Raw genomic sequence first — 22,876 nt, forward strand, 5'->3', positions numbered from 1 at the left:
CGAGTTTTTCAATGTGATTTTATGTTATCATTTTGATACACAAGTTGAAATTTCTTATAATACTATATTATGCTATAATTTCATAGGATTTTAAATTGTGTTCTTTTATAAATAAGATATAACCAATAGAAGTGAAAATTTGAAAAGAGGTGCAAAATAGATGAAGATTTCAACGAAAGGCCGTTACGGCTTAACAATTATGATCGATCTTGCAAAAAAGTTTGGTGAAGGTCCAATTTCCTTAAAATCAATTGCGCAGGCACATGATTTATCGGAACATTACTTAGAGCAATTAATCTCACCACTTCGTAACGCGCGTCTAGTAAAGAGTACACGCGGAGCATATGGCGGGTATGTATTATCAGATCAGCCAGCTAACATTACAGCTGGGGATGTAATCCGTGTATTAGAGGGTCCGATTAGTGTTGTAGAAATGATAGAAGAAGAAGAACCAGCACAACGCCAATTATGGATGCGTGTTCGTGATGCGGTGCAAGAAGTGTTAGATAGTACAACGTTAGAAGATTTAGTACGTTATGAGGAAGAAAATCACGGGGGCTATATGTTTTACATTTAATTCCTTGTGAAACGATTTGGAAAGAAGGAGATTTAATGGAACGCATTTATTTAGATCATGCTGCGACATCTCCGACTCACCCGGAAGTGGTCGAAAAGATGATTCCATATATGACAGAAACATTCGGAAATCCGTCTAGTATTCACTTTTATGGACGTCAAACGCGCCATGCAGTAGATGAGGCGAGACGCGCATGTGCACGTAGCATTCATGCGAATCCGAATGAAATTATATTTACGAGTGGTGGTACGGAAGCGGATAATTTAGCGCTTATCGGTGTAGCACGTGCGAATCGTCATAAAGGTAACCATATTATAACGACGCAAATTGAACATCATGCAATTTTGCATACGTGTGAATTGTTAGAACGTGAAGGATTTGAAGTGACATATTTACCTGTTGATGAAACAGGACGCGTTCAAGTTTCTGACATACAAAAAGCATTAACAGAAGAGACAATTCTTGTATCTATTATGTTTGGGAATAATGAAGTTGGGACGATGCAACCAATTGCGGAAATAGGTAAGTTGCTAAAAGATCATCAAGCTTATTTCCATACAGATGCGGTACAAGCTTACGGTTTAGTAGAAATTGATGTGAAAGAGTTTCGTGTTGATTTATTATCAATTTCGGCTCATAAAATTAACGGACCAAAAGGTGTCGGGTTCCTATATGCTGGTGCAAACGTGAAATTTGAACCGTTATTAATAGGTGGGGAGCAAGAAAGAAAACGCCGTGCTGGTACTGAAAATGTACCGAGTATCGTTGGGTTGCAACATGCAATTTTGCTAGCTGAAAAAACTCGTGAGCAAAAAAATGCCCAATATGAAGAGTTTAAAGATATAATGGTATCTGTCTTCAAAAATGAAGACATTACTTTCGAGGTAAACGGAAACTTAGAATATCGCTTACCGCATGTGCTTAATATTAGTTTTACAGGAACGAACATCGAACCGTTTCTTGTGAACTTAGACTTAGCTGGCATTGCAGTATCAAGTGGTTCGGCTTGTACAGCTGGTTCGATTGATCCATCACATGTATTAGTAGCGATGTTCGGAAAAGACTCCGATCAAATACGTTCATCCGTACGCTTTAGTTTCGGACTTGGAAATACGAAAGAGCAAATTGAGAAAGCGGCGTACGAAACAGTGAAAATCGTGAAGCGATTAACACAAAATTAGCATGGGAGGTGACAAGATGAACAAACTACCTCACGAAACACGCGTTGTCATTGGGATGTCCGGTGGCGTCGATTCATCTGTAGCGGCTCTTTTATTAAAAGAGCAAGGTTATGATGTAATCGGAATTTTTATGAAAAACTGGGATGATACAGATGAGAATGGTGTCTGCACAGCAACAGAAGATTACAATGATGTAATTGAAGTGTGTAACCAAATTGGTATTCCGTATTATGCAGTAAACTTTGAAAAACAATACTGGGATAAAGTATTTACGTACTTCTTAGATGAGTACCGAGCTGGTCGTACACCAAACCCAGATGTAATGTGTAACAAAGAAATTAAATTTAAAGCATTTTTAGAGCATGCCATTGCGCTTGGTGCTGATTATGTAGCAACAGGCCATTATGCACGCGTTGCTTATATGGACGGCGAATATAAAATGCTTCGCGGCGTTGATGACAATAAAGACCAAACGTATTTCTTAAATCAATTAAGCCAAGAGCAATTATCAAAAACAATGTTCCCGCTTGGTGAACTGAAGAAACCACAAATTCGTGAAATGGCGAAAGAAGCTGGTTTAGCAACAGCGGCGAAGAAAGATAGTACAGGTATTTGCTTCATTGGTGAGCGTAACTTTAAAGATTTCTTAAGTAACTATTTACCAGCGCAACCAGGTGTGATGCAAACATTATCTGGCGAAGTGAAAGGAAAGCATGACGGTTTAATGTACTACACAATTGGACAACGTCATGGCCTTGGTATTGGTGGTAACGGTGATCCGTGGTTTGCTGTTGGGAAAAACTTGAAAGAAAACATTTTATATGTTGATCAAGGATTCCATAATGAACTTCTATATGGCGATGAAGTTATTGCTACGAATGTTGGCTGGGTAAGTAATGAAGCGAAAGAAAAAGAATTTAAGTGCACAGCGAAATTCCGTTATCGTCAAGAAGACAATAAAGTAACGGTTCAAATCGTTGATGAAAATACAGTTCGTATTCTTTGTGACGAGCCAATTCGTGCAATTACACCAGGACAAGCAGTTGTTTTCTATGATGGAGATGAGTGTTTAGGCGGTGCCACAATTGATGAAGTGTACCGTAGCGGTAAGAAATTGGATTATTTAGGATAAAACGAGAAGCCTCTGCCGATTCGCGGTTAGAGGTTTCTTTTACATAAGGAGAATTTTCGTTCGCTTGGAAAATACATTCTTTGTTATAATTTGTTGTAGAGGTGAAGGACATGTCAAATAAACTTGAAACAGGTATTCAATATATGCAAGAAGGAAACTGGGAAGAAGCTGCTAAAAATTTCACAGAAGCAATCGAAGAAAATCCGAAAGATGCGCTTGGATATATTAATTTTGCAAATTTATTAGATGTACTAGGTGACAGTGAGAGAGCAATTTTATTTTATAAACGTGCATTAGAGTTGGATGATAAATCAGCGGCTGCATATTATGGATTAGGAAATGTATATTACGGTCAAGAGCAATTTGCAGAGGCTAAAGCTGTATTTGAGCAAGCGATGCAAGCTGGATTACAATCAGCTGATGTAACATTTATGCTAGGTATTACACATGTGCAACTTGGAAATGATCGTCTTGCACTGCCGTTTTTACAAAGAGCAACAGAATTAGATGAAAACGATGTAGAAGCTGTGTTCCAGTGCGGACTTTGTCTTGCGCGACTAGAACATATTCAAGAGGCGAAACCTTACTTTGAAAAGGTATTAGAAATGGATGAAGAGCATGCAGATGCGTATTATAATTTAGGCGTTGCCTACGTATTTGAAGAAAATAACGAGAAAGCTCTTGCTTTATTTAAGAAAGCAACTGAAATTCAACCAGATCACTTTTTAGCTGGTAATGGTGTTCGTTTATTAGAGCAAGAAGCTGAATAAGAAAAATGTAGTTTAATGGGTAGTTATCCCTCATCTAAATAGGTGGGGGATGTACTGCTCATTAAAGTGAAACGAAACCGGAAAGGAGAGGAAAGATGGGAAATCAACATGCAATGGATTTGTTTGAGGAAGAGAAAAAGTTTATAAAAGCGCAAGTTCTTCATACCATTTTCCACAACGAAGAAAACCTCTATTCCGTTGTCAGTATGAAAGTCATTGAAACGAATGAAACGTACGACGAAAAAAAAGTGATGATAAACGGTCATTTTCCCCGCATGCACGAAGATGAAGTGTTTACATTGACAGGTCATTTTAAAGACCATCCGAAGTATGGAAAACAATATATGGTTGAAACATTTAAGAAAGAATTGCCACAAACAAAAGCCGGTATGGTGCAATATTTAGCGAGTGATTTATTTAAAGGAATAGGAAAGCGTACAGCTGAAAAAATTGTAGATCATCTCGGAGAACATGCTATTTCTAAAATTATGGATGACCCTGAGGCATTAAATGGTGTTGTTAATAAACAAAAGGCTCAGGAAATATATGAGACAATTGTTGAACATCAAGGATTAGAGAAAGTAATGAGCTTTTTAAATGGCTACGGTTTTGGAACGAAACTTTCTATTAAAATTTACCAGCAATATAAAGAGATGACATTAGAAGTGATTCGTAATAACCCGTACCAACTTATCGAAGAAGTGGACGGGATTGGTTTTGGAAGAGCGGATGATATAGGGCGTGCGTTAGGGATATCGGGTAATCACGACGACCGTGTACGCGCAGGATGTTTTTACACGTTAGAGAATGTTTCACTGCAACTTGGTCACGTTTATATGAGGAAAGATCAACTTGTAAGAGAAACGATGTCACTTTTAAACAATCAAGAAGGAAGAGTGGCTGAGGAAGACGTTGTAGGCTGTATTGAAATGATGCAAAGTGAAGGGAAAGTCATCATAGAAGAAGAGCGAGTGTATTTAGCGACGCTGTTCTACTCTGAAAAAGGTGTTGTAAAGTCTATTCGCAGGCTTATGAATCAAGAAGAAACACCTTCATTTCCAGAAGCAGAAGTGTTAAAAACATTAGGTGAAATTGAAGAACAACTGAACGTACAATATGCACCGTTTCAGCAAGAAGCGATTCAAACGGCACTTCATAAACCGATGATGTTATTAACAGGTGGACCAGGAACAGGGAAAACAACAGTTATTAAAGGAATTGTTGAGATGTATGCTTCACTTCACGGGTTATCGTTAAATCCGAATGAATACAGTGATGATAATCCATTTCCGATATTATTAACGGCCCCAACAGGAAGAGCAGCGAAGCGAATGAGTGAATCAACAGGTCTTCCAGCTTGTACAATTCACCGTTTACTTGGCTGGACGCCAGAAGGGTCTTTCCAGCGTAATGAAACGGATCCGGTACAAGGGAAATTGCTCATTATTGATGAATTCTCAATGGTTGATATTTGGCTTGCAAATCAGCTATTTAAGTCATTGCCCACGAACATTCAAGTTATCGTTGTAGGAGATGAAGATCAATTGCCATCTGTAGGACCTGGACAAGTGCTGAAAGATTTATTGAATGCAGGTGCAGTTCCAACAGTAAAGCTTACTGAAATTTATCGTCAGGCGGAAGGCTCATCAGTTATTCAACTTGCCCATGCGATAAAAAATGGAACACTCCCTCCAGATTTAGCGCAAAATCAAAAAGATCGTTCATTTATCGGCTGTACAGGAGCTCAAATTGTTGAGGTTGTTAAAAAGGTTTGTGAAAATGCTAAGACAAAAGGGTTTAGCGCAAGAGATGTACAAGTATTGGCCCCGATGTATCGTGGCCCGGCCGGTATTAATGTACTAAACGAAGCGTTGCAAGAAGTGTTTAATCCGAAAAGGGAAAAAAGTAAAGAAATTGCTTACGGTGATGTTGTATATCGAAGAGGCGATAAAGTCTTGCAACTCGTGAATCAGCCTGAGAGCCAAGTGTTTAATGGTGATATCGGAGAAATTGTTTCGGTGTTTTATGCGAAAGAAAACGTTGAGCAACAAGATATGATCATCGTTTCATTTGATGGAATTGAGGTAACATATACAAAACCAGATTTAAATCAAATTACACATGCCTATTGCTGTTCGATTCATAAATCACAAGGCAGTGAGTTTCCGATTGTGATTATGCCGATAGTAAAAAGTTATAATCGTATGTTACGTCGTAATTTAATTTATACTGGTATTACAAGAAGTAAGAAGTTCCTTATTATTTGCGGGGAGGAAGCCGCTTTCCAGTCTGGTGTAAATCGCCTTGATGATGCAATGCGTCAAACGACTTTAGCTAATCGCTTGCAGGAATCACAAGGAGAAGTACAGATGGTAACAGTTAATGGCGAAGAAATGGACGTGGAAAACATTTCACCGTATGATTTCATGTAACAAGGTGAAATTATATAGTGAAACTTTCAAACGTATAACGTTGAAAGGCTCTAGCAATGTATAAATGAATGTAGTTTGGACATAATGGCGAATAGAATCCGGGAGACTGTAAGGAGATGAACGCCATATGTTTATTTGTCCAAATTGCAAAGGGAAAGACATTGGAAAAATAGGTGTCAACCAATTTTATTGCTGGAATTGTTATATCGAATTATCGGTTTCAAAGGGGAAAATCCATACGCATCAAGTAGAAGAAGATGGTTCGTTAAGCTCTCTTGATGATTTATTTGATGAGAATGAAAGAACAATCGGATAAGGAAAAGGGGGATTTACTTTGAATCTACGCAATTCATTAATCGCATTAGGTGTTGGAGCGGCAGCATATCAATATGCTCGCAAACAAGATGTATTTTCAAAACGCAATATGAAAAAAGCACGTAAGATGATTAAATCTTATTTATAAGCGTAAAAAACTCCCTTCATCAACAAGGGAGTTTTTTTATGCATTTGTATGCAAATATAAAAGTCCAATTTCAGAGAAGAGATAAGATAGGCCGTAACATCCAACGCCAAGCATTCCGTAATGAAATAAATGCTTCGCTCTTTCTTTTCGTGAGGAACGAATAAAGAAACCTTTCCAAATACCAAACCCGATACAAATCCATTCAAGAATCATAAAAAGTGCTGATAATACGAGCATAAATAAAACCATTATGAGCCCTCCTGATTAAATTGTTTCAAGTTGCGTTCTCAGGGGTGGTTGTCCTTGTTATGTATGTATATGTGCGTCTTTATAAAACAGTATGGTCTGCACGAAAAGATTTTAAAACTTTTGCACATAACCTACCCTATTTATTTTCACAATAAAGGTGGAGGAGGTTTTTCGTGTGAAGAATCTTAAAATCATTTGGATATACCGTTTAGGATTATTGTTACTTGTCTTTCTTTGTTTGCTCGTCTTTTTAAAAATTAAGCCGCTATGGGCACCGATTATTTTTGTGTTTAAAGTGGCCATTACACCGTTTCTTATTGCATGTTTTATTGCGTATTTATTGCATCCTTTAATCGAAAAAATTCATAAGGAAGGGATGCCGCGCACACTCGCTATTTTGCTCATTTACATCCTTTTCTTTGGTGGAATTGGTTATGGGATTTATAAAGGAACGCCGGTTGTGATTAAGCAATTACAAGAAATCAATGAACAATTCCCACAGTTTACAAAAATGTATGATTCTTGGATGGATGGTGTTACAGAACAAACAGCGAACTTCCCGTCATTTATTCATGAAAAGGTGAAACAAATTTTTGTTGGAGTAGAGACGAAGATACAAGCACTTTTAAATAAAGTGATGAGCACAGCTCGCGGTGTACTGGATTCGTTACTCATTATTTTCTTAATTCCGTTCATTGTATTTTACATATTAAAAGATTACGGCGAGTTTTATCATATCTTTTGGAAACTAGTTCCGAGTAAGTGGCGTAGTACGGGGCAAATGTTGGCGAAAGAAATTGATAAATCACTTGGAAGTTATATTCGAGGACAATTATTTGTTTGCTTAGTATTAGGGGGCGTATCTGCACTTTCCTTTTGGTTTATCGGTATGAAATATCCATTGTTACTCGGGATTATTATTGGGGTGACGGATATAATACCGTACTTTGGCCCTATTTTAGGGGCGATTCCGACATTAATGATTGCGGCAACGGTATCAACAAGTTTACTCATTAAAGCGGGGATTACGATTGCTATTTTGCAATTCGTAGAAAGTAACATTTTATCCCCTTATATAGTTGGTAAGTCGCTTCGCATGCATCCTGTCATTATTATGCTTGCACTACTAGTTGGGGGAGAAGTGGCAGGAATTATAGGATTATTAATATCAGTTCCTGTTTTAGCGGTCATTCGTACAGTGATCGTTCATGTAAGGCCTCTTTGGAAAAAAGAAGATATGTAATAGGAAGGCCCTCTACTTATAAAAGTAGAGGGCTATCATTATTTAGAGAGTTGCTCGTTTATTTTTTGAATGAGAGAGCTTACATCATTTGTTTGAATATGTTTTATTTTTTTCCATTCATTATCGTACATAAATACAATTTGATTGCTGAAAAGCCGCTTTTGCTCTTTTAAATTTGAAATTTTCGCGAAAGCGTACTCTTCAAATAATGGGTTCTTACTTACATCTGGTCCATAGAAGAAGAGCCGTTTGTCCGTTAAAATTAACAGGCCTGGCCTTGCGACGGAACGATAAATAAATATATCTAGTGAACAGGCTACGTAAAACAATATTGTTTCATCAGTCTTTAACATATTTTTAGCTTTGTTCAATAAGGTTGTCACTATAATCGCTCCTTTATTATTGATAATTTAATTATAACAAAAATGAAATATTCGGAAAAGTGCGCGGGAGTAGTACAATTTAGTAATACATGCATAATATATGAAAAGGCTGTTAAGAATGAATAGTAGAATAGCTATGATTAATAAGTAATTGATATAATATAAATGATTATCTACATTGACAAACTTAAGAGAATTCTATTATATTTAGTCATATAATACATTAAATCAATGACGGAACAAGTACGTTACAGTCCATTTATAGAGAGAAGCTTCCATATGGCTGAAAGAAGCTTTAAATGAAGGGTAACAGAAAGCTAATCCTGAGAGCAGCTAATCACTGCCGTTTTGCCACGTTACGGCACCATGAGGTGATGAATTGATTCATATAGTAATCAATTCATAATTAGGGTGGTATCGCGAGTTAACTCTCGTCCCTTTTATAGGGGCGGGAGTTTTTTATATTTAAGGAGGAAAATACAATGAAACAACTAACAGGCGCACAAATTCGTCAAATGTTTTTAGACTTTTTCCAAGAAAAAGGACATGCAGTAGAACCTAGTGCATCACTAGTTCCACATGAGGATCCATCTCTTTTATGGATTAATAGTGGTGTAGCAACATTAAAAAAATATTTTGATGGACGTGTAATCCCGCAAAATCCACGTATTACAAATGCTCAAAAATCAATTCGTACAAACGATATTGAAAACGTAGGGAAAACAGCTCGTCACCATACATTCTTTGAAATGTTAGGAAACTTCTCAATCGGTGATTACTTCAAAGAAGAAGCAATTACTTGGGCTTGGGAATTCTTAACGAGCGACAAATGGATCGGATTCGATAAAGAATTACTATCCGTTACAATCCATCCAGAAGATGAAGAAGCATTCACAATTTGGAATGAGAAAATGGGTGTTCCAAAAGAGCGTATCATCCGCTTAGAAGAAAACTTCTGGGACATCGGTGAAGGACCAAGTGGACCGAATACAGAGATTTTCTATGACCGCGGAGAAGCTTACGGTAATGACTTTAGTGACCCAGAATTATACCCAGGCGGAGAAAACGAGCGTTACTTAGAAGTATGGAACCTTGTATTCTCTCAATTTAACCATAATCCAGATGGTTCATATACACCACTTCCTAAGAAAAACATCGATACAGGGATGGGTCTAGAGCGTATGACATCTATCGTTCAAGATGTGCCTACAAACTTTGACACAGACTTATTCATGCCAATGATTGGTGCAACAGAAACAATCTCTGGCGAGAAATATCGTAATGGTGATTTAGAAAAAGATATGGCGTTTAAAGTAATCGCTGACCATATCCGTACAGTAACATTCGCTGTTGGTGACGGTGCTCTTCCATCTAACGAAGGCCGTGGTTATGTGTTACGTCGTTTATTACGCCGTGCTGTTCGTTACTCTAAGAAATTAAACATTAACCGTCCGTTCATGTTTGAATTAGTACCGGTTGTTGGAGAAGTAATGAAAGACTTCTATCCAGAAGTACTTGAAAAGAAAGATTTCATCGCAAAAGTTGTGAAAAATGAAGAAGAGCGTTTCCACGAAACACTTCATGATGGTGAAGCAATTTTAGCTGAAGTTATTGCAAAAGCGAAAGAAGAAAAAACAACTGTTATTTCTGGAGTAGATGCGTTCCGTCTATATGACACATACGGTTTCCCAATTGAATTAACAGAAGAATATGCAGAAGAAGCTGGTATGACAGTTGATCATGAAGGCTTTGAAAATGAAATGGAAAAACAACGTGAGCGCGCACGTGCTGCTCGTCAAGACGTTGATTCTATGCAAGTTCAAGGCGGTGTCCTTGGAGAAGTGAAAGTAGCGAGCGAGTTCGTTGGTTACGGTACGGTTGCAACAGAAAGTAACGTTGTTGCACTTGTGAAAAACGGTGAATACGCAGACAGCTTGCAAGCAGGTGAAGAAGGACAATTAATGCTTGATGTAACACCATTCTATGCTGAGAGCGGCGGACAAATTGCAGACCGTGGTTACCTTCTTGCTGACGGCGTGAAAGTTCTTGTAAAAGACGTACAAAAAGCACCAAACGGCCAAAACTTGCACAAAGTTGTAGTTGAAGAAGGTACATTAACGAAAGATGCGGCTGTAAAAGCTATTATCGATACGAAAAACCGTAGTAGCGTTGTGAAGAACCATACAGCAACTCACTTACTACACCAAGCGTTAAAAGACGTACTTGGAACGCACGTTAACCAAGCAGGTTCTCTTGTAACTTCTGAACGTTTACGCTTTGACTTCTCTCACTTTGGTCAAGTACAAGCTGACGAATTAGAAAAAATTGAGCGTATCGTAAACGAGAAAATTTGGGAAAGTATTGATGTTGAGATTTCTCAAAAAGCAATCGAAGAAGCAAAAGAAATGGGCGCAATGGCATTATTCGGTGAAAAATACGGTGATGTTGTACGCGTTGTACAAGTTGGCGACTATAGCTTAGAGCTTTGCGGTGGTTGTCACGTTGATAACACAGCTTCTATCGGTATTTTCAAAATCGTTGCTGAGTCTGGTATCGGTGCAGGAACTCGTCGTATTGAAGCAGTAACTGGTAAGTCTGCTTATGAATTAATGAACGATCAAGTAGGTTTATTAAAAGAAGCAGCTGGAAAAATGAAAACAAATCCAAAAGACATTTTAACAAGAGTAGATGGTTTATTTGCTGAAGTAAAACAACTTCAAAAAGAAAACGAATCTCTTGCAGCAAAATTAAGTAATATTGAAGCTGGAAACTTAACTGATTCAGTAATGACAGTTGATGGCGTAAACGTATTAGCGGCAAAAGTAAATGTTGCAGATATGAACAACTTACGTACGATGATGGATGACCTGAAAAATAAATTAGAATCTGCAGTTGTCGTATTAGCGTCTGTAAATGATGACAAAGTAAACATCTTAGCTGGCGTAACGAAAGATTTAATTAGCCAAGGGTACCATGCTGGTAAACTTGTGAAAGAAGTAGCTTCTCGTTGTGGCGGTGGCGGTGGTGGCCGTCCTGATATGGCACAAGCGGGCGGTAAAAACCCAGCGCAAGTTGAGGAAGCTTTAGCATTTGTACAAGAGTACGTTAAATCTGTTTCAAAATAAAGAGATAGTAGTGTACAATGGTAGGGAGAGGAGAAGTTCTTCTCCCTATACTTACTATATAAGTGAGGTGCTTGAAATGGACGGTTTTGATAAAACAATGAAGTTTAGCATTCAAGATGAAAAACAGAGTGTCCATGTAAATGATGTACTTTTAACTGTGTATGATGCACTTCAAGAAAAAGGCTATAATCCGATTAACCAAATCGTCGGTTACTTATTAAGTGGAGACCCAGCATACATACCTCGCCATAAAGATGCGCGAAGCATCATTCGCAAGCTTGAACGTGATGAATTAATTGAAGAGCTTGTGAAGTCTTACTTGAAACATCATCGTGAGGAGTAATTTATGCGGATATTAGGTTTAGATGTAGGTACAAAAACAGTCGGAGTTGCAATTAGTGACGAAATGGGCTGGACAGCACAAGGGCTTGAAACCATCAAGATTAATGAAGAACGAGGTCAATTTGGTTTTGACCGCATTTCTGAGTTAGTAAAACAGTATGATGTGGACAAGATAGTAGTAGGTTTACCTAAAAATATGAATGGTACAATTGGCCCGCGTGGTGAAGCATGCCAACAATTTGCAGAAAACCTACGAGAGCTGTTACAATTAGACGTTGTAATGTGGGACGAGCGTTTGTCAACGATGGCAGCGGAACGTCTACTCATTTCAGCCGATGTAAGCCGTAAGAAGCGAAAGCAAGTAATTGATAAGATGGCTGCAGTCGTAATCTTACAAGGATTTTTAGATAGTAAATAAGAGGTGACCAAAATGGAAGAAAATCAAATTACAATTGTAGACGAAAAAGGTAACGAACATTTATGTGAAATTATTTTCACTTTTGACGCTGAAAAATTTGGCAAAAAATCATACGTAGTCTTCTCTCCAATCGGTGAAGTAGACGAAGATGGAGACCAAATTTATGATGCAATGGCTTATGAGCAAAATGAAGAAGAGGGCGGAACTTTACTTCCAATCGAATCTGAAGAAGAGTGGGAAATGGTACAAGAAATGTTTAACACTCTAGCTGATGAGCAAGAAGCTGAATAATAAGTACTGAAAAGGTGGACGGTATATCGTCCGCCTTTTTTATATGTAAAATGAAAGATTTTTTGTCGAAACGGCGCAATCCTTTGTAGTATAATGAGACGGATTGTAGAAAATAAAGTATCTGTCAAAAATGATAGGTAAATGTATTGTGATTTTTCATCGTGTTGTATAGAAAGATGTACATATGGCCTACAATTGAATAAGGAGGAAGAGTTTTGGTAGAGAATCAAGTGAAAAAGAAGCGTAGACGCATTTTTTTATTCTCGATAATTGCACTGCTTTTAGTTTGTGGTTCAGTGTATGCGTATATTTCATCCGCATTAGGACCGGTTGATAGCGGGAATAAAAAAGAGATTGAAGTAGAAATTCCAAAGGGATCATCTACTAGTAAAATTGGTGAGATTTTAGAAGGAAAAGGTGCTGTGAAAAACGGTACAGTTTTTAGTTTTTATACAAAGGCTAAATCTAAAAATTTACAAGCGGGTACATATTTATTAAATCCTTCAATGAGTGCAAAAGATGTTATTGAGCAAATGTCATCTGGTAATGTACATCGTCCAGCTCTTTATAAAGTGACGGTAAAAGAAGGGGCACAAGTAACTGAAATTGCAGAAACGGTTGCAAACGAATTAAAGTGGAATAAAGATGATGTTGTACGTCAATTAAACGATAAAGCATTTATTCAAAAAATGCAGCAAAAGTATCCAAAGTTGTTAACGGATAAAATCTTTGATAGCAATATTAAATATCCATTAGAAGGTTATTTATATCCTGCGACGTACTCTTTCTATAAAAAAGATACGACGTTAGAAGAAATTGTCATTCCAATGCTTGAGAAAACGAATGCAATCATTGTTCAAAACGAAGCAAAAATGAAAGCGAAAAACTGGGATGTTCATCAGCTTTTAACATTGTCTTCACTTATTGAAGAAGAGGCAACAGGCTTTACAGATCGTCAAAAGATCTCTAGTGTCTTTTATAATCGTTTAGCAAAAGGTATGCCGCTGCAAACGGATCCAACGGTATTGTACGCACTTGGAAAGCATAAACAACGTGTATTATACGAAGATTTAAAGATAAACTCACCGTACAATACGTACGTTGTGAAAGGATTGCCGGTGGGCCCGATTGCAAACTCTGGTAAACATTCAGTGGAAGCAGCGCTAGAGCCTGCGCAAACAGATTATTATTATTTCTTAGCTGCACCAACTGGTGAAGTGTACTATGCGAAAACATTGGAAGAGCATAATGCACTAAAGCAAAAATATATTACGAAAAAACAGTGAAATGGGGAGGGATAGCGAAAAAGGTCGCACATCCCTCTTTTTTGTGGTAAAATATATCGGGTTAAAAACTGGCAGAAGAATCGTTTTTAATATCAAAACGGGACGTACAAGCTAAGGGTAAAGCTGGCTTGTATTTTTATTGCATTCTATGTGTGAAAAGACGTCATAGAGGCACTTCTCCATGTAAATAAGGAGGACCATTATGGAGGATGCAGTTAACGAGTACCTATTATCATTTATTGATCCGAAAGATAAATTAATTCTTGAAATGGAAGACTATGCGAAAGAAAATCATGTGCCAATTATGGATCGACTTGGAATGGAATTTATGTTGCAATTTTTACGTTTAATTGGACCGAAGAGCATTTTAGAGCTAGGTACAGCAATTGGCTATTCTAGTATTCGTATGATGCAAGCTATTCCAAATTCTCGCATTGTGACAGTTGAGCGCAATCGCGATCGATATGAAAAAGCACTTGAATATATAGAACGTTCACCAGTTAAAGAGCGTATTTCCGTTATTTACGGTGATGCGTTAGAAACAGGCGAGCAAGTAGAAGAACATGGAACATTTGATGTTATTTTTATTGACGCAGCAAAAGGACAATATCGTCGCTTTTTTGACTTATATGAACCGTTATTAAATCCTGGTGGCGTAATTATTTCAGATAATGTTATGTACCATGGCCTTGTAACGACGAAAGAGAAAATTGAAAACAGACGTACACGTGGTTTAATCCGTCGCATTAAGACGTACAATGAATGGCTTATGAACCATGAAGGATATGATACAACGATTTTCCCAATTGGTGATGGAGTAGCTGTTAGTAAAAAGAGAGGGTGACCAAGGTATGAAGAAACCTGAATTGTTAGTAACGCCAAAAGCAGTGGCGGATATCGAATCTCTTGCGAAAGCAGGAGCAGATGCGGTAATGATCGGTGAGCAAAAGTTTGGTTTACGTTTAGCAGGGGAATTTTCACGTGAAGATGTGAAACAAGCTGTGAAGATTGCACATGAAAATGGTGTAAAAGTATACGTAGCAATGAACGCTATGTTCCACAACGATAAAGTAGAAGAATTAACAGATTATGTTGCATTTTTAAATGAAGTACATGTAGATGCAATTGTTTTCGGAGATCCAGCAGTATTAATGGCGGTTCGCGAAGTAGCGCCAAATATGCAATTGCACTGGAATACAGAAACAACAGCAACAAACTGGTTTACTTGTAACTACTGGGGACAAAGAGGGGCAAAACGTGCTGTATTAGCTCGCGAGCTTAGCTTAGATGAAATTGTTGAATTAAAAGAAAATGCTGAAGTGGAACTTGAAGTGCAAATTCACGGTATGACTTGTATGTTCCAATCGAAGCGTTCGTTAGTAGGAAACTACTTTGAGTATCAAGGACGTCATCTTGACATCGAAAAGAAAAAATATGAAGAGAATATGTTCTTATATGACCCAGAGCGTAACAATAAATACCCAATTTATGAAGATGAAAATGGTACTCACATTATGAGTCCAAATGATATTTGTTTCATCGATGAGTTAGAGGAGCTAATTGATGCTGAAGTCGATAGCTTAAAAATTGATGGTGTACTAAAAAGCTCTGCATACATTATTGAGGTAACGAAGAAATATCGTAAAGCAATTGATTTATGTGTAGAAGATCGTGATGCGTATTATGACGTGAAAGACGATTTATATAAAGAGATAGAAGAAATGCAACCAGTAAATCGTCCGTTAGATACAGGATTCTTCTTTAAAGAGACGGTTTACTAAACGAGGAGGGTGTAGGAAATGACTGTACAAGAAATTTCACGAGTGATCGATGGCAAACGCGTTATTGTGAAGAAACCTGAACTGTTAATCCCTGCGGGTAACTTAGAAAAATTAAAAGTAGCTATCCATTATGGGGCAGATGCTGTATATTTAGGTGGACAAGAATTTGGTCTTCGTTCGAATGCAGGTAACTTTACACTGGAAGAAATGGCAGAAGGTGTGGAATTTGCAAAGAAATATGGAGCAAAAATATATGTAACAACAAATATCTTTGCGCATAATGAAAATATGGACGGGCTAGAGGAATATTTAAAAGGGATCGAAAAAGCTGGCGTAACGGGAATTATCGTTGCTGATCCGCTTATTATTGAGACTTGTAAACGTGTAGCGCCTTCTGTTGAGGTGCATTTAAGCACACAGCAATCACTATCCAACTGGAAAGCAGCACAGTATTGGAAAGAAGAAGGTTTACATCGTCTTGTATTAGCTCGTGAAGCAAGCTATGAAGAAATGAAAGAGATTAAAGAAAAAGTGGATATTGAAATTGAAGCATTCGTCCATGGTGCAATGTGTATCGCATATTCAGGAAGATGTACGCTAAGTAACCATATGACAGCGCGTGACTCTAACCGTGGTGGTTGTTGTCAATCTTGTCGCTGGGACTATGATTTAGTTCAAACAGTATCACAACATAAAGATGCAAAAGAGCTTCCTCTATTCCAAGAAGAAGATGCTCACTTTGCAATGAGTCCAAAAGACTTAAATTTAATTTTATCAATTCCGAAAATGATTGAAATTGGAATTGATAGCTTAAAAGTTGAAGGACGTATGAAATCAATCCATTACGTAGCGACTGTAGCGACAGTATACCGTAAAGTAATTGATGCATATTGTGCGGATCCTGATAACTTTGAGTTTAAACAAGAATGGTTAGATGAGCTTGATAAATGTGCAAATCGTGATACAGCTCCTGCATTCTTTGAAGGGGTTCCAGGACATCAAGAGCAAATGTTTGGAAATCATAGTAAGAAAACAACGTATGATTTCGCTGGTTTAGTGTTAGATTATAATGAAGAAACGGGCATCGTAACGATTGAGCAACGTAATCATTTCAAACCAGGACATGAAGTGGAGTTCTTTGGGCCAGAAATAGAAAACTTTACGCAAACGGTGGAGAAAATTTGGGATGAGGATGGAAACGAATTAGATGCAGCGAGACATCCGTTGCAAATCGTGAAATTCAAAGTGGATCAGCCAGTGTATGTGAATAATATGATGCGCAAAAGCATACTTCAATAAGAAAGAGTGATAGTCGAATGGGGACGAATAAGCCTGTTGTAATTGGAATTGCTGGTGGTTCAGGGTCAGGTAAGACAAGTGTAACGAAAGCGATTTTTGACCATTTTAAAGGTCATTCCATTTTAATCTTAGAGCAAGATTATTATTACAAAGATCAAAGCCATTTACCAATGGAAGAGCGTTTAAAAACAAATTATGATCATCCATTAGCGTTTGATAATGATTTGTTAATTGAACATTTGCAGCAGTTGCTTGCATATAAACAAGTAGATAAACCTGTATATGACTATACATTGCATACGCGTTCAGATGAAATTATTCCAGTTGAGCCGAAAGATGTAATCATTTTAGAAGGAATTCTTATTTTAGAAGACCCGCGTCTTTGTGAGTTAATGGACATTAAGTTATTCGTTGATACAGATGCTGACCTTCGTATTTTACGCCGCATGCAGCGTGATATTAAAGAACGTGGTCGTACGATGGATTCAGTTATTGATCAATACGTAAATGTTGTACGTCCAATGCACAATCAATTTATTGAGCCTTCTAAGAAATTTGCGGATATTATTATCCCTGAAGGTGGACAAAACCACGTTGCAATTGATATTATGGTTACAAAAATTGCAACAATTCTTGAACAAAAAGTAAATTTGTAATAGCATAGTAAAAGATATACGATAGGAAGGGATTTTTTCCCTTCCTATCGAATACAATGAAACATGCAACCTCATCTATATATAGGTGAGGGCATATTTATATCAACTTTCCATACATATCTTCTTTATATAAAGAAGAATTGGGAATACGGGGTTGTATGTGACAACTCCGCTAGTACAGGCGTGCTAGAAACCTCCGCTATACATATAAGCGGGGGAGTTTTCATATGGAACTCCTCTTTTTTTCGGGGGATTGGTATATAAAAGGAGTGGAAAATATGGCAACAGAAAAAACATACCCTATGACGCAAGAGGGTAAGCAAAAGTTAGAGAACGAACTTGAGGATTTAAAAACGGTAAAACGTAAAGAAGTTGTAGAGCGCATTAAGATTGCACGTAGCTTCGGAGATCTTTCTGAGAACTCTGAGTATGATGCAGCGAAAGATGAGCAAGCGTTCGTAGAAGGACGTATTACACAATTAGAAAACATGATTCGTAACGCAGTTATCATCACAGATAACGGTGAAGAATCTACAGTTGTTACATTAGGTAAAACAGTAACATTTAAAGAACTACCAGATGGAGATGAAGAAGCTTACACAATCGTAGGTAGCGCAGAAGCAGATCCATTTGAAGGAAGAATTTCTAACGATTCTCCAATCGCAAAAAGCTTATTAGGTAAGCAAATTGGCGAAAAGGTAGCAATCCAAACTCCAGGTGGAGAAATGCAAGTAGAGATTATCTCTGTAAAATAATTAAAAATCACTCGTGTAAAAGCGAGTGATTTTTTTATCCCGCATTAACGGGCAGTAAGACCCCCACCTCAAAAATCAGCGAAAGCAAAGAAGTTAGGTGGGGGTCGGGCTGCTCGTAAAAGCCCGATTGGTGAGGGCTGATTAAAGTTTCACTTTATTTGTATAAAAGATGAAACACTCCGTCCAAACTATAGTAGACGAGGTGTTTTTTTTTATGAAAATAAAACAGAGAATTACAATTGTTTTAATTTGTTTTATATGTGTCATGTTTATGTTACTTTGTCGTTTAATTCAAATACAAATTATAGATACGGAATCATTTACGGATCGTAAGATTAATTTAATTGAAAAAAGTGTTACACAACGGACGCAATCCATTACGGTAGATGATGGACGAGGCCATTTTATAGATCGTAATGGTAAGGAAATAGGTGAGAAAAAGTATCCTGTTTTAATTGTTTTTCCATTTCTACAATTAAAAAATGACATGTTGGAGAAAATTGCGCATATCATTGGTATGTCGAGACAAGAGATTGAAAGTCAAATGAAACATAAGAAAAGTGCATTTATCCTGCAAAGAGGAAATGAACCACTTCGCTTGGAACGAGAGCAGATGGAGAAGGTGAATCAATTAAATGTATTAGGCATTGTAGCAGCTGAAGTTCGTTTGCGGCAAACTAGCGTGATGAATCATTTAATTGGCAATGTGGGTGAAAATGAACGAGAATTTCAAAAACGATACGGAGAAGTAAGAAAAATTTCAAAACAAACGCCGATTGGCATTTCAGGATTGCAGCAATCATTTGATGAATTTCTTTTGACCGATGGAGAGGCAAAAGTATTGTATCAAGTGGACCGGCAAGGAGAACCGATTTTTGGAAAACAAGCGAAATATACATCGCCTGGAAATCCGTTTTATCCAGTGACGATTCAAACTACTTTACATAACGAGTTACAGAAAAAAGCAGAAGAAGTAGTTGAAGCAAGTGAGATTAAGAAGGGAGGAGTAGTGCTACTTGATGTAAAGAAAAATGAAATTTTAGCAATGGTTAGCAAACCATCTGTACAGGTGAAAGATGAGAGTTTATATAAAACTACACTTGAAAATCAAATGTTAACACCACATTTTCCCGGTTCTGTTTTTAAAACAATAATTGCGGCGGCAGCGATTGATCAAAATGAAAATGTTTTTAATCGCGTATTTAATTGTAATAAAGATTTATATGGTGAAGATCACCCACAAGTTAAGATGGGGACACTTAGTTTTAAAGAGAGCTTTGCTAGAAGCTGTAACAGGACATTTTCAGAGTTAGGCAATGAGTTAATACAAAAGGATAAGACGGTATTAGAAACTTATGTAGCGGCTTTAGGAGGCGCTGAGAGGGTTGGATGGAGAGGTTCTGTATTTCATACAACTCATTTTGAGCAAATGCCAGAGGAGAAGAGTGTTACGATTTGGGGGAGTGAAGGAAATAAGAATAGTAAAAAAGCAGTAGCGCAAACAGCAATTGGACAGAAAGATGTACGTATGTCACCTCTAGCGATTGCAAATATGATGGCGACGATTGCTAGAGGGGGAGAAAAGATGGAAGTGAAAGCTGTTGAAAAAATAATGTATAAAAATGGAACGGAGTTTTATACATTTGAAGACCATACATTAGGTGGAAAACAGCTTTCATATGAAACAGTGAAAACATTACAACAGTTATTAAGGAGCGTTGTAACAACGGAGAAAGGCACAGGAGCAGCATTCAGGTCGTTACCATTAAGTGTCGCTGGAAAATCTGGGACAGCACAAACAGGAAAAGGAACGAAAGAGAATCGATGGTTTGCAGGTTATTTTCCATATGAAAATCCAAGGTATGCTTTAGTTGTCGTGGATATAGAAACGAATAGCGATGTAAATAAAGTTACACCTATTTTCAAATCTATCGTAGAATCAATCTATCGATTAGAGAATGAAAAGTAATCTTGCAATTCATAGTAAAATGTTTTCATTTCATGAAAATATTATTGTAAATGTTCAACCTTTCTAGATTTAATGTTACAATAGCAAGTATGAAAAACTGCATGGAGGTTTGAAGAATGGCAGGAGGATCTAGATTCCAACAGAAACAACAAAAACGTCGTCAAAACGGTGTTTTAAATATTGCAATCGCTATTGTACTAGTAGCAGTAGCTATTGTAGCATACCAATTGTTTGTTCCTGACACGAAAGAGCAAGCGTCTTCTAGCGATAAAAAAGTAGCTCAGCAAACAACGAAAGAGAATAAGTCTGAGAAAGCTAAAGGCAAAGAAGAGACGAAGAAGAATGAACAAGAGAAAACAGAGGCTAAGAAGAAAGAAGAAGAGAAGCTAAAGGCTGAAGAAGAACAGAAAAAAGCTGAAGAAGAAGCGAAAGCTAACGAGAAAGTACCAGCTGAAAAAACACAGTCAAAGGCAACTGACGCTTATACGAAACCTTCTTGGAAGCCAGTAGGCACAGAGCAAGGTGCAACACCTGCGATGACGTTTAAAAAAGGTACAGCAGATTGGAATGAGATGAATCAAGCGATTTCAGCTGCAATTGACGTTCCAGTAGAGCAATTAATTATTCATCGAATCGGAAATAACGGTAAGAATAAAGCTTACGGTAACGTACAAGATAAACAAACAGGTAAAAGATATTATGTAAATATTGATTGGGTAGACAATGAGGGCTGGAAACCAGTACTTGTTCAAACTCTAAACTAAAAAAAGAGAAGCTCCTTAGGAGCTTCTCTTTTTTAGTTAGCGTAATTTCTTTAATTTAAAATGAACAACCGCGCTATAATATGGTCTTTTACTTTCAGGATCCATAACCATTTGATGCGAGATGTGATGAACTTCAAGCATAAGTGCTTTATTATTATCGATTTGTTCACTGATTTTTCGTTCTAAAGAAGCTAAGTCTCCCGCTTCAAAAAATTCTACTTTATCTTCTAACATTTCAAAGGTAAATGACATGAAGACGGCCCCTCTCCTATGTAATCAACTATAGTGTAACAAAGAAAAGAAGGAAATACCATGTACATTTCAATTGACATTTTTAGAAAGAGGGAATATCATACTGATAAAACCGATAAGAAAAAGGGGAATTTTTATGGGTACAGAATTTAATGGTTTATTTGATGAGTGGGCTCATACGTACGACTCATTTGTACAAGGTGAAGATATACAATATAAAGAAGTTTTCGCCCATTATGAGGACATTCTAGAGGATGTAGTTAACAAGTCATTTGGTAACGTATTAGAATTTGGTGTCGGTACAGGTAATTTAACAAATAAATTATTACTTGCTGGCCGTACAGTTTACGGTATAGAACCGTCACGTGAAATGCGCATGATTGCAAAAGAAAAATTGCCAAAAGAGTTTTCCATTACAGAAGGTGATTTTCTTTCGTTTGAAGTCCCGAATTCCATTGATACCATAGTAAGCACCTATGCATTTCATCATTTAACAGATGATGAAAAAAATGTAGCGATTGCGAAGTATAGTCAATTGCTAAACAAAGGTGGTAAAATAGTGTTTGCTGATACGATATTTGCAGATCAAGATGCATATGATAAAACTGTTGAAACAGCAAAACAAAGAGGTTTTCATGAGTTAGCAAACGATTTGCAAACGGAATACTATACACGTATTCCAGTTATGCAGACTATTTTTGAAAACAATGGCTTCCATGTAACGTTTACGAGATTAAATCATTTCGTTTGGGTAATGGAGGCAACTAAGCAATAGAAAGAGGGATTAGATTGAGAATTGCTGTAATTGGAGCAATGGAAGAAGAAGTACGTATTTTACGTGATAAATTAGAACAAGCAGAAACAGAAACGGTTGCGGGTTGTGAATTTACGAAAGGACAATTAGCAGGACATGAAGTAATCTTGTTAAAGTCTGGTATTGGTAAAGTAAATGCAGCGATGTCAACGACAATTTTATTAGAAAGATATAAGCCTGAAAAAGTCATTAATACTGGTTCAGCTGGTGGATTCCATCATTCTCTAAATGTTGGGGATGTCGTTATTTCAACAGAAGTTCGTCACCATGACGTAGATGTAACAGCATTTAACTATGAGTATGGGCAAGTACCAGGAATGCCTCCTGGATTTAAAGCTGATGAAGCATTAGTTGCATTAGCTGAAAAATGTATGCAGGCAGAAGAAAATATTCAAGTTGTAAAAGGTATGATTGCAACAGGCGATTCATTTATGAGTGATCCGAACCGCGTTGCAGCTATTCGTGATAAATTTGAAAACCTTTATGCAGTAGAAATGGAAGCAGCAGCTGTTGCACAAGTATGCCATCAATATGAAGTTCCGTTTGTTATCATTCGTGCACTTTCTGATATTGCTGGTAAAGAATCAAATGTTTCATTTGATCAATTTTTAGATCAAGCAGCTCTTCATTCTACAAACTTTATCGTAAAAGTATTAGAAGAGTTAAAGTAATGTAACAAAAAGGCAACTGTCTC

25 protein-coding genes and 1 other annotated feature are annotated in these 22,876 nt (G+C 37.3%); of the genes, 22 read left to right on the forward strand and 3 right to left on the reverse strand.

Features of this window, described 5'->3' with window-relative positions; genetic code table 11:
* Positions 1-160: 160 nt before the first annotated feature.
* The 7 genes from cymR (at position 161) to ACTFRS_RS13530 (ending at position 6,555) form a co-directional block, all read left to right on the forward strand.
* The gene (cymR, locus tag ACTFRS_RS13500; RefSeq protein WP_000704116.1) at positions 161-577 is read left to right on the forward strand and encodes a cysteine metabolism transcriptional regulator CymR; all 417 of its coding nucleotides are present in this window, start codon (positions 161-163) and stop codon (positions 575-577) included.
* Between the two features lie 35 nt (positions 578-612).
* Positions 613-1,758 carry a cysteine desulfurase family protein gene (locus ACTFRS_RS13505; protein ID WP_139866556.1) on the forward strand — a complete coding sequence of 382 codons (1,146 nt, stop codon included), beginning with the start codon at positions 613-615 and terminating at the stop codon, positions 1,756-1,758.
* 16 nt (positions 1,759-1,774) lie between these two features.
* Entirely contained in the window at positions 1,775-2,890 is a 1,116-nt protein-coding gene (mnmA, locus tag ACTFRS_RS13510; RefSeq protein WP_001038006.1) for a tRNA 2-thiouridine(34) synthase MnmA, read from the forward strand.
* Between the two features lie 110 nt (positions 2,891-3,000).
* Complete coding sequence (locus ACTFRS_RS13515; RefSeq protein ID WP_440024832.1) at positions 3,001-3,660, forward strand: tetratricopeptide repeat protein; 660 nt, start codon at positions 3,001-3,003, stop codon at positions 3,658-3,660.
* Positions 3,661-3,755: 95 nt separating this feature from the next.
* Entirely contained in the window at positions 3,756-6,092 is a 2,337-nt protein-coding gene (gene recD2, locus ACTFRS_RS13520; protein ID WP_087954231.1) for an SF1B family DNA helicase RecD2, read from the forward strand.
* A 127-nt stretch (positions 6,093-6,219) separates the two neighbouring features.
* Positions 6,220-6,408, forward strand: a complete 189-nt coding sequence (locus ACTFRS_RS13525; protein WP_000469281.1) for a hypothetical protein — start codon at positions 6,220-6,222, stop codon at positions 6,406-6,408.
* A gap of 18 nt (positions 6,409-6,426) precedes the next feature.
* Positions 6,427-6,555 (forward strand): YrzQ family protein, encoded by a 129-nt coding sequence (locus ACTFRS_RS13530; RefSeq protein WP_001053553.1) that lies wholly within the window; start codon positions 6,427-6,429, stop codon positions 6,553-6,555.
* A 36-nt stretch (positions 6,556-6,591) separates the two neighbouring features.
* On the opposite strand, the gene ACTFRS_RS13535 is transcribed toward ACTFRS_RS13530, so the two are convergent.
* On the reverse strand, positions 6,592-6,804 hold the full coding sequence (locus ACTFRS_RS13535) for a hypothetical protein (protein WP_000242550.1): 213 nt from the start codon (positions 6,802-6,804) through the stop codon (positions 6,592-6,594).
* Between the two features lie 175 nt (positions 6,805-6,979).
* On the opposite strand from ACTFRS_RS13535, the gene ACTFRS_RS13540 reads away from it, so the two are divergent.
* A complete protein-coding gene (locus tag ACTFRS_RS13540; protein ID WP_440024831.1) occupies positions 6,980-8,047 on the forward strand; it encodes an AI-2E family transporter in 1,068 nt (355 codons plus the stop codon).
* Between the two features lie 38 nt (positions 8,048-8,085).
* Here ACTFRS_RS13540 and ACTFRS_RS13545 read toward each other — a convergent pair whose 3' ends face one another.
* Entirely contained in the window at positions 8,086-8,430 is a 345-nt protein-coding gene (locus ACTFRS_RS13545) for a PH domain-containing protein (RefSeq protein ID WP_139866562.1), read from the reverse strand.
* Positions 8,431-8,652: 222 nt separating this feature from the next.
* Positions 8,653-8,872: a binding site (T-box leader), on the forward strand.
* A 40-nt stretch (positions 8,873-8,912) separates the two neighbouring features.
* On the opposite strand from ACTFRS_RS13545, the gene alaS reads away from it, so the two are divergent.
* The 12 genes from alaS (at position 8,913) to ACTFRS_RS13605 (ending at position 21,116) form a co-directional block, all read left to right on the forward strand.
* Entirely contained in the window at positions 8,913-11,555 is a 2,643-nt protein-coding gene (alaS, locus tag ACTFRS_RS13550) for an alanine--tRNA ligase (protein ID WP_139866564.1), read from the forward strand.
* 76 nt (positions 11,556-11,631) lie between these two features.
* Complete coding sequence (locus ACTFRS_RS13555; protein WP_000348590.1) at positions 11,632-11,898, forward strand: IreB family regulatory phosphoprotein; 267 nt, start codon at positions 11,632-11,634, stop codon at positions 11,896-11,898.
* A 3-nt stretch (positions 11,899-11,901) separates the two neighbouring features.
* Positions 11,902-12,315, forward strand: coding sequence for a Holliday junction resolvase RuvX (gene ruvX / locus ACTFRS_RS13560; RefSeq protein ID WP_001221197.1), 414 nt, complete (start codon positions 11,902-11,904; stop codon positions 12,313-12,315).
* A 12-nt stretch (positions 12,316-12,327) separates the two neighbouring features.
* The gene (locus tag ACTFRS_RS13565; protein ID WP_000392247.1) at positions 12,328-12,606 is read left to right on the forward strand and encodes a DUF1292 domain-containing protein; all 279 of its coding nucleotides are present in this window, start codon (positions 12,328-12,330) and stop codon (positions 12,604-12,606) included.
* A 215-nt stretch (positions 12,607-12,821) separates the two neighbouring features.
* The gene (gene mltG, locus ACTFRS_RS13570) at positions 12,822-13,892 is read left to right on the forward strand and encodes an endolytic transglycosylase MltG (RefSeq protein WP_000230089.1); all 1,071 of its coding nucleotides are present in this window, start codon (positions 12,822-12,824) and stop codon (positions 13,890-13,892) included.
* Between the two features lie 202 nt (positions 13,893-14,094).
* Positions 14,095-14,736, forward strand: a complete 642-nt coding sequence (locus ACTFRS_RS13575) for an O-methyltransferase (protein ID WP_000389090.1) — start codon at positions 14,095-14,097, stop codon at positions 14,734-14,736.
* Between the two features lie 7 nt (positions 14,737-14,743).
* Positions 14,744-15,673, forward strand: coding sequence for a peptidase U32 family protein (locus tag ACTFRS_RS13580; RefSeq protein WP_029439987.1), 930 nt, complete (start codon positions 14,744-14,746; stop codon positions 15,671-15,673).
* Positions 15,674-15,691: 18 nt separating this feature from the next.
* Positions 15,692-16,972, forward strand: a complete 1,281-nt coding sequence (locus ACTFRS_RS13585) for a peptidase U32 family protein (RefSeq protein WP_000217969.1) — start codon at positions 15,692-15,694, stop codon at positions 16,970-16,972.
* A gap of 17 nt (positions 16,973-16,989) precedes the next feature.
* Entirely contained in the window at positions 16,990-17,628 is a 639-nt protein-coding gene (gene udk, locus ACTFRS_RS13590) for a uridine kinase (RefSeq protein WP_074601505.1), read from the forward strand.
* Between the two features lie 278 nt (positions 17,629-17,906).
* Positions 17,907-18,383 (forward strand): transcription elongation factor GreA, encoded by a 477-nt coding sequence (gene greA / locus ACTFRS_RS13595; RefSeq protein ID WP_000179963.1) that lies wholly within the window; start codon positions 17,907-17,909, stop codon positions 18,381-18,383.
* 214 nt (positions 18,384-18,597) lie between these two features.
* The gene (locus ACTFRS_RS13600) at positions 18,598-20,352 is read left to right on the forward strand and encodes a peptidoglycan D,D-transpeptidase FtsI family protein (protein WP_139866568.1); all 1,755 of its coding nucleotides are present in this window, start codon (positions 18,598-18,600) and stop codon (positions 20,350-20,352) included.
* A gap of 116 nt (positions 20,353-20,468) precedes the next feature.
* Complete coding sequence (locus ACTFRS_RS13605; RefSeq protein WP_074601508.1) at positions 20,469-21,116, forward strand: YrrS family protein; 648 nt, start codon at positions 20,469-20,471, stop codon at positions 21,114-21,116.
* A 36-nt stretch (positions 21,117-21,152) separates the two neighbouring features.
* Here ACTFRS_RS13605 and ACTFRS_RS13610 read toward each other — a convergent pair whose 3' ends face one another.
* Positions 21,153-21,368, reverse strand: a complete 216-nt coding sequence (locus ACTFRS_RS13610) for a YrzA family protein (RefSeq protein ID WP_000010984.1) — start codon at positions 21,366-21,368, stop codon at positions 21,153-21,155.
* Between the two features lie 136 nt (positions 21,369-21,504).
* Here ACTFRS_RS13610 and ACTFRS_RS13615 point away from each other — a divergent pair, with 136 nt between their 5' ends.
* Both ACTFRS_RS13615 and mtnN read left to right on the forward strand, forming a co-directional pair.
* Positions 21,505-22,143: a class I SAM-dependent DNA methyltransferase gene (locus tag ACTFRS_RS13615; RefSeq protein ID WP_139866570.1), complete on the forward strand. Its 639-nt coding sequence runs from the start codon at positions 21,505-21,507 to the stop codon at positions 22,141-22,143.
* Between the two features lie 14 nt (positions 22,144-22,157).
* Complete coding sequence (gene mtnN / locus ACTFRS_RS13620; RefSeq protein ID WP_001217039.1) at positions 22,158-22,853, forward strand: 5'-methylthioadenosine/S-adenosylhomocysteine nucleosidase; 696 nt, start codon at positions 22,158-22,160, stop codon at positions 22,851-22,853.
* Positions 22,854-22,876: the final 23 nt, after the last annotated feature.

The sequence above is a fragment of the Bacillus cereus group sp. MYBK139-1 genome (assembly GCF_051916915.1).
Taxonomy (GTDB): Bacteria; Bacillota; Bacilli; order Bacillales; family Bacillaceae_G; genus Bacillus_A; species Bacillus_A pacificus.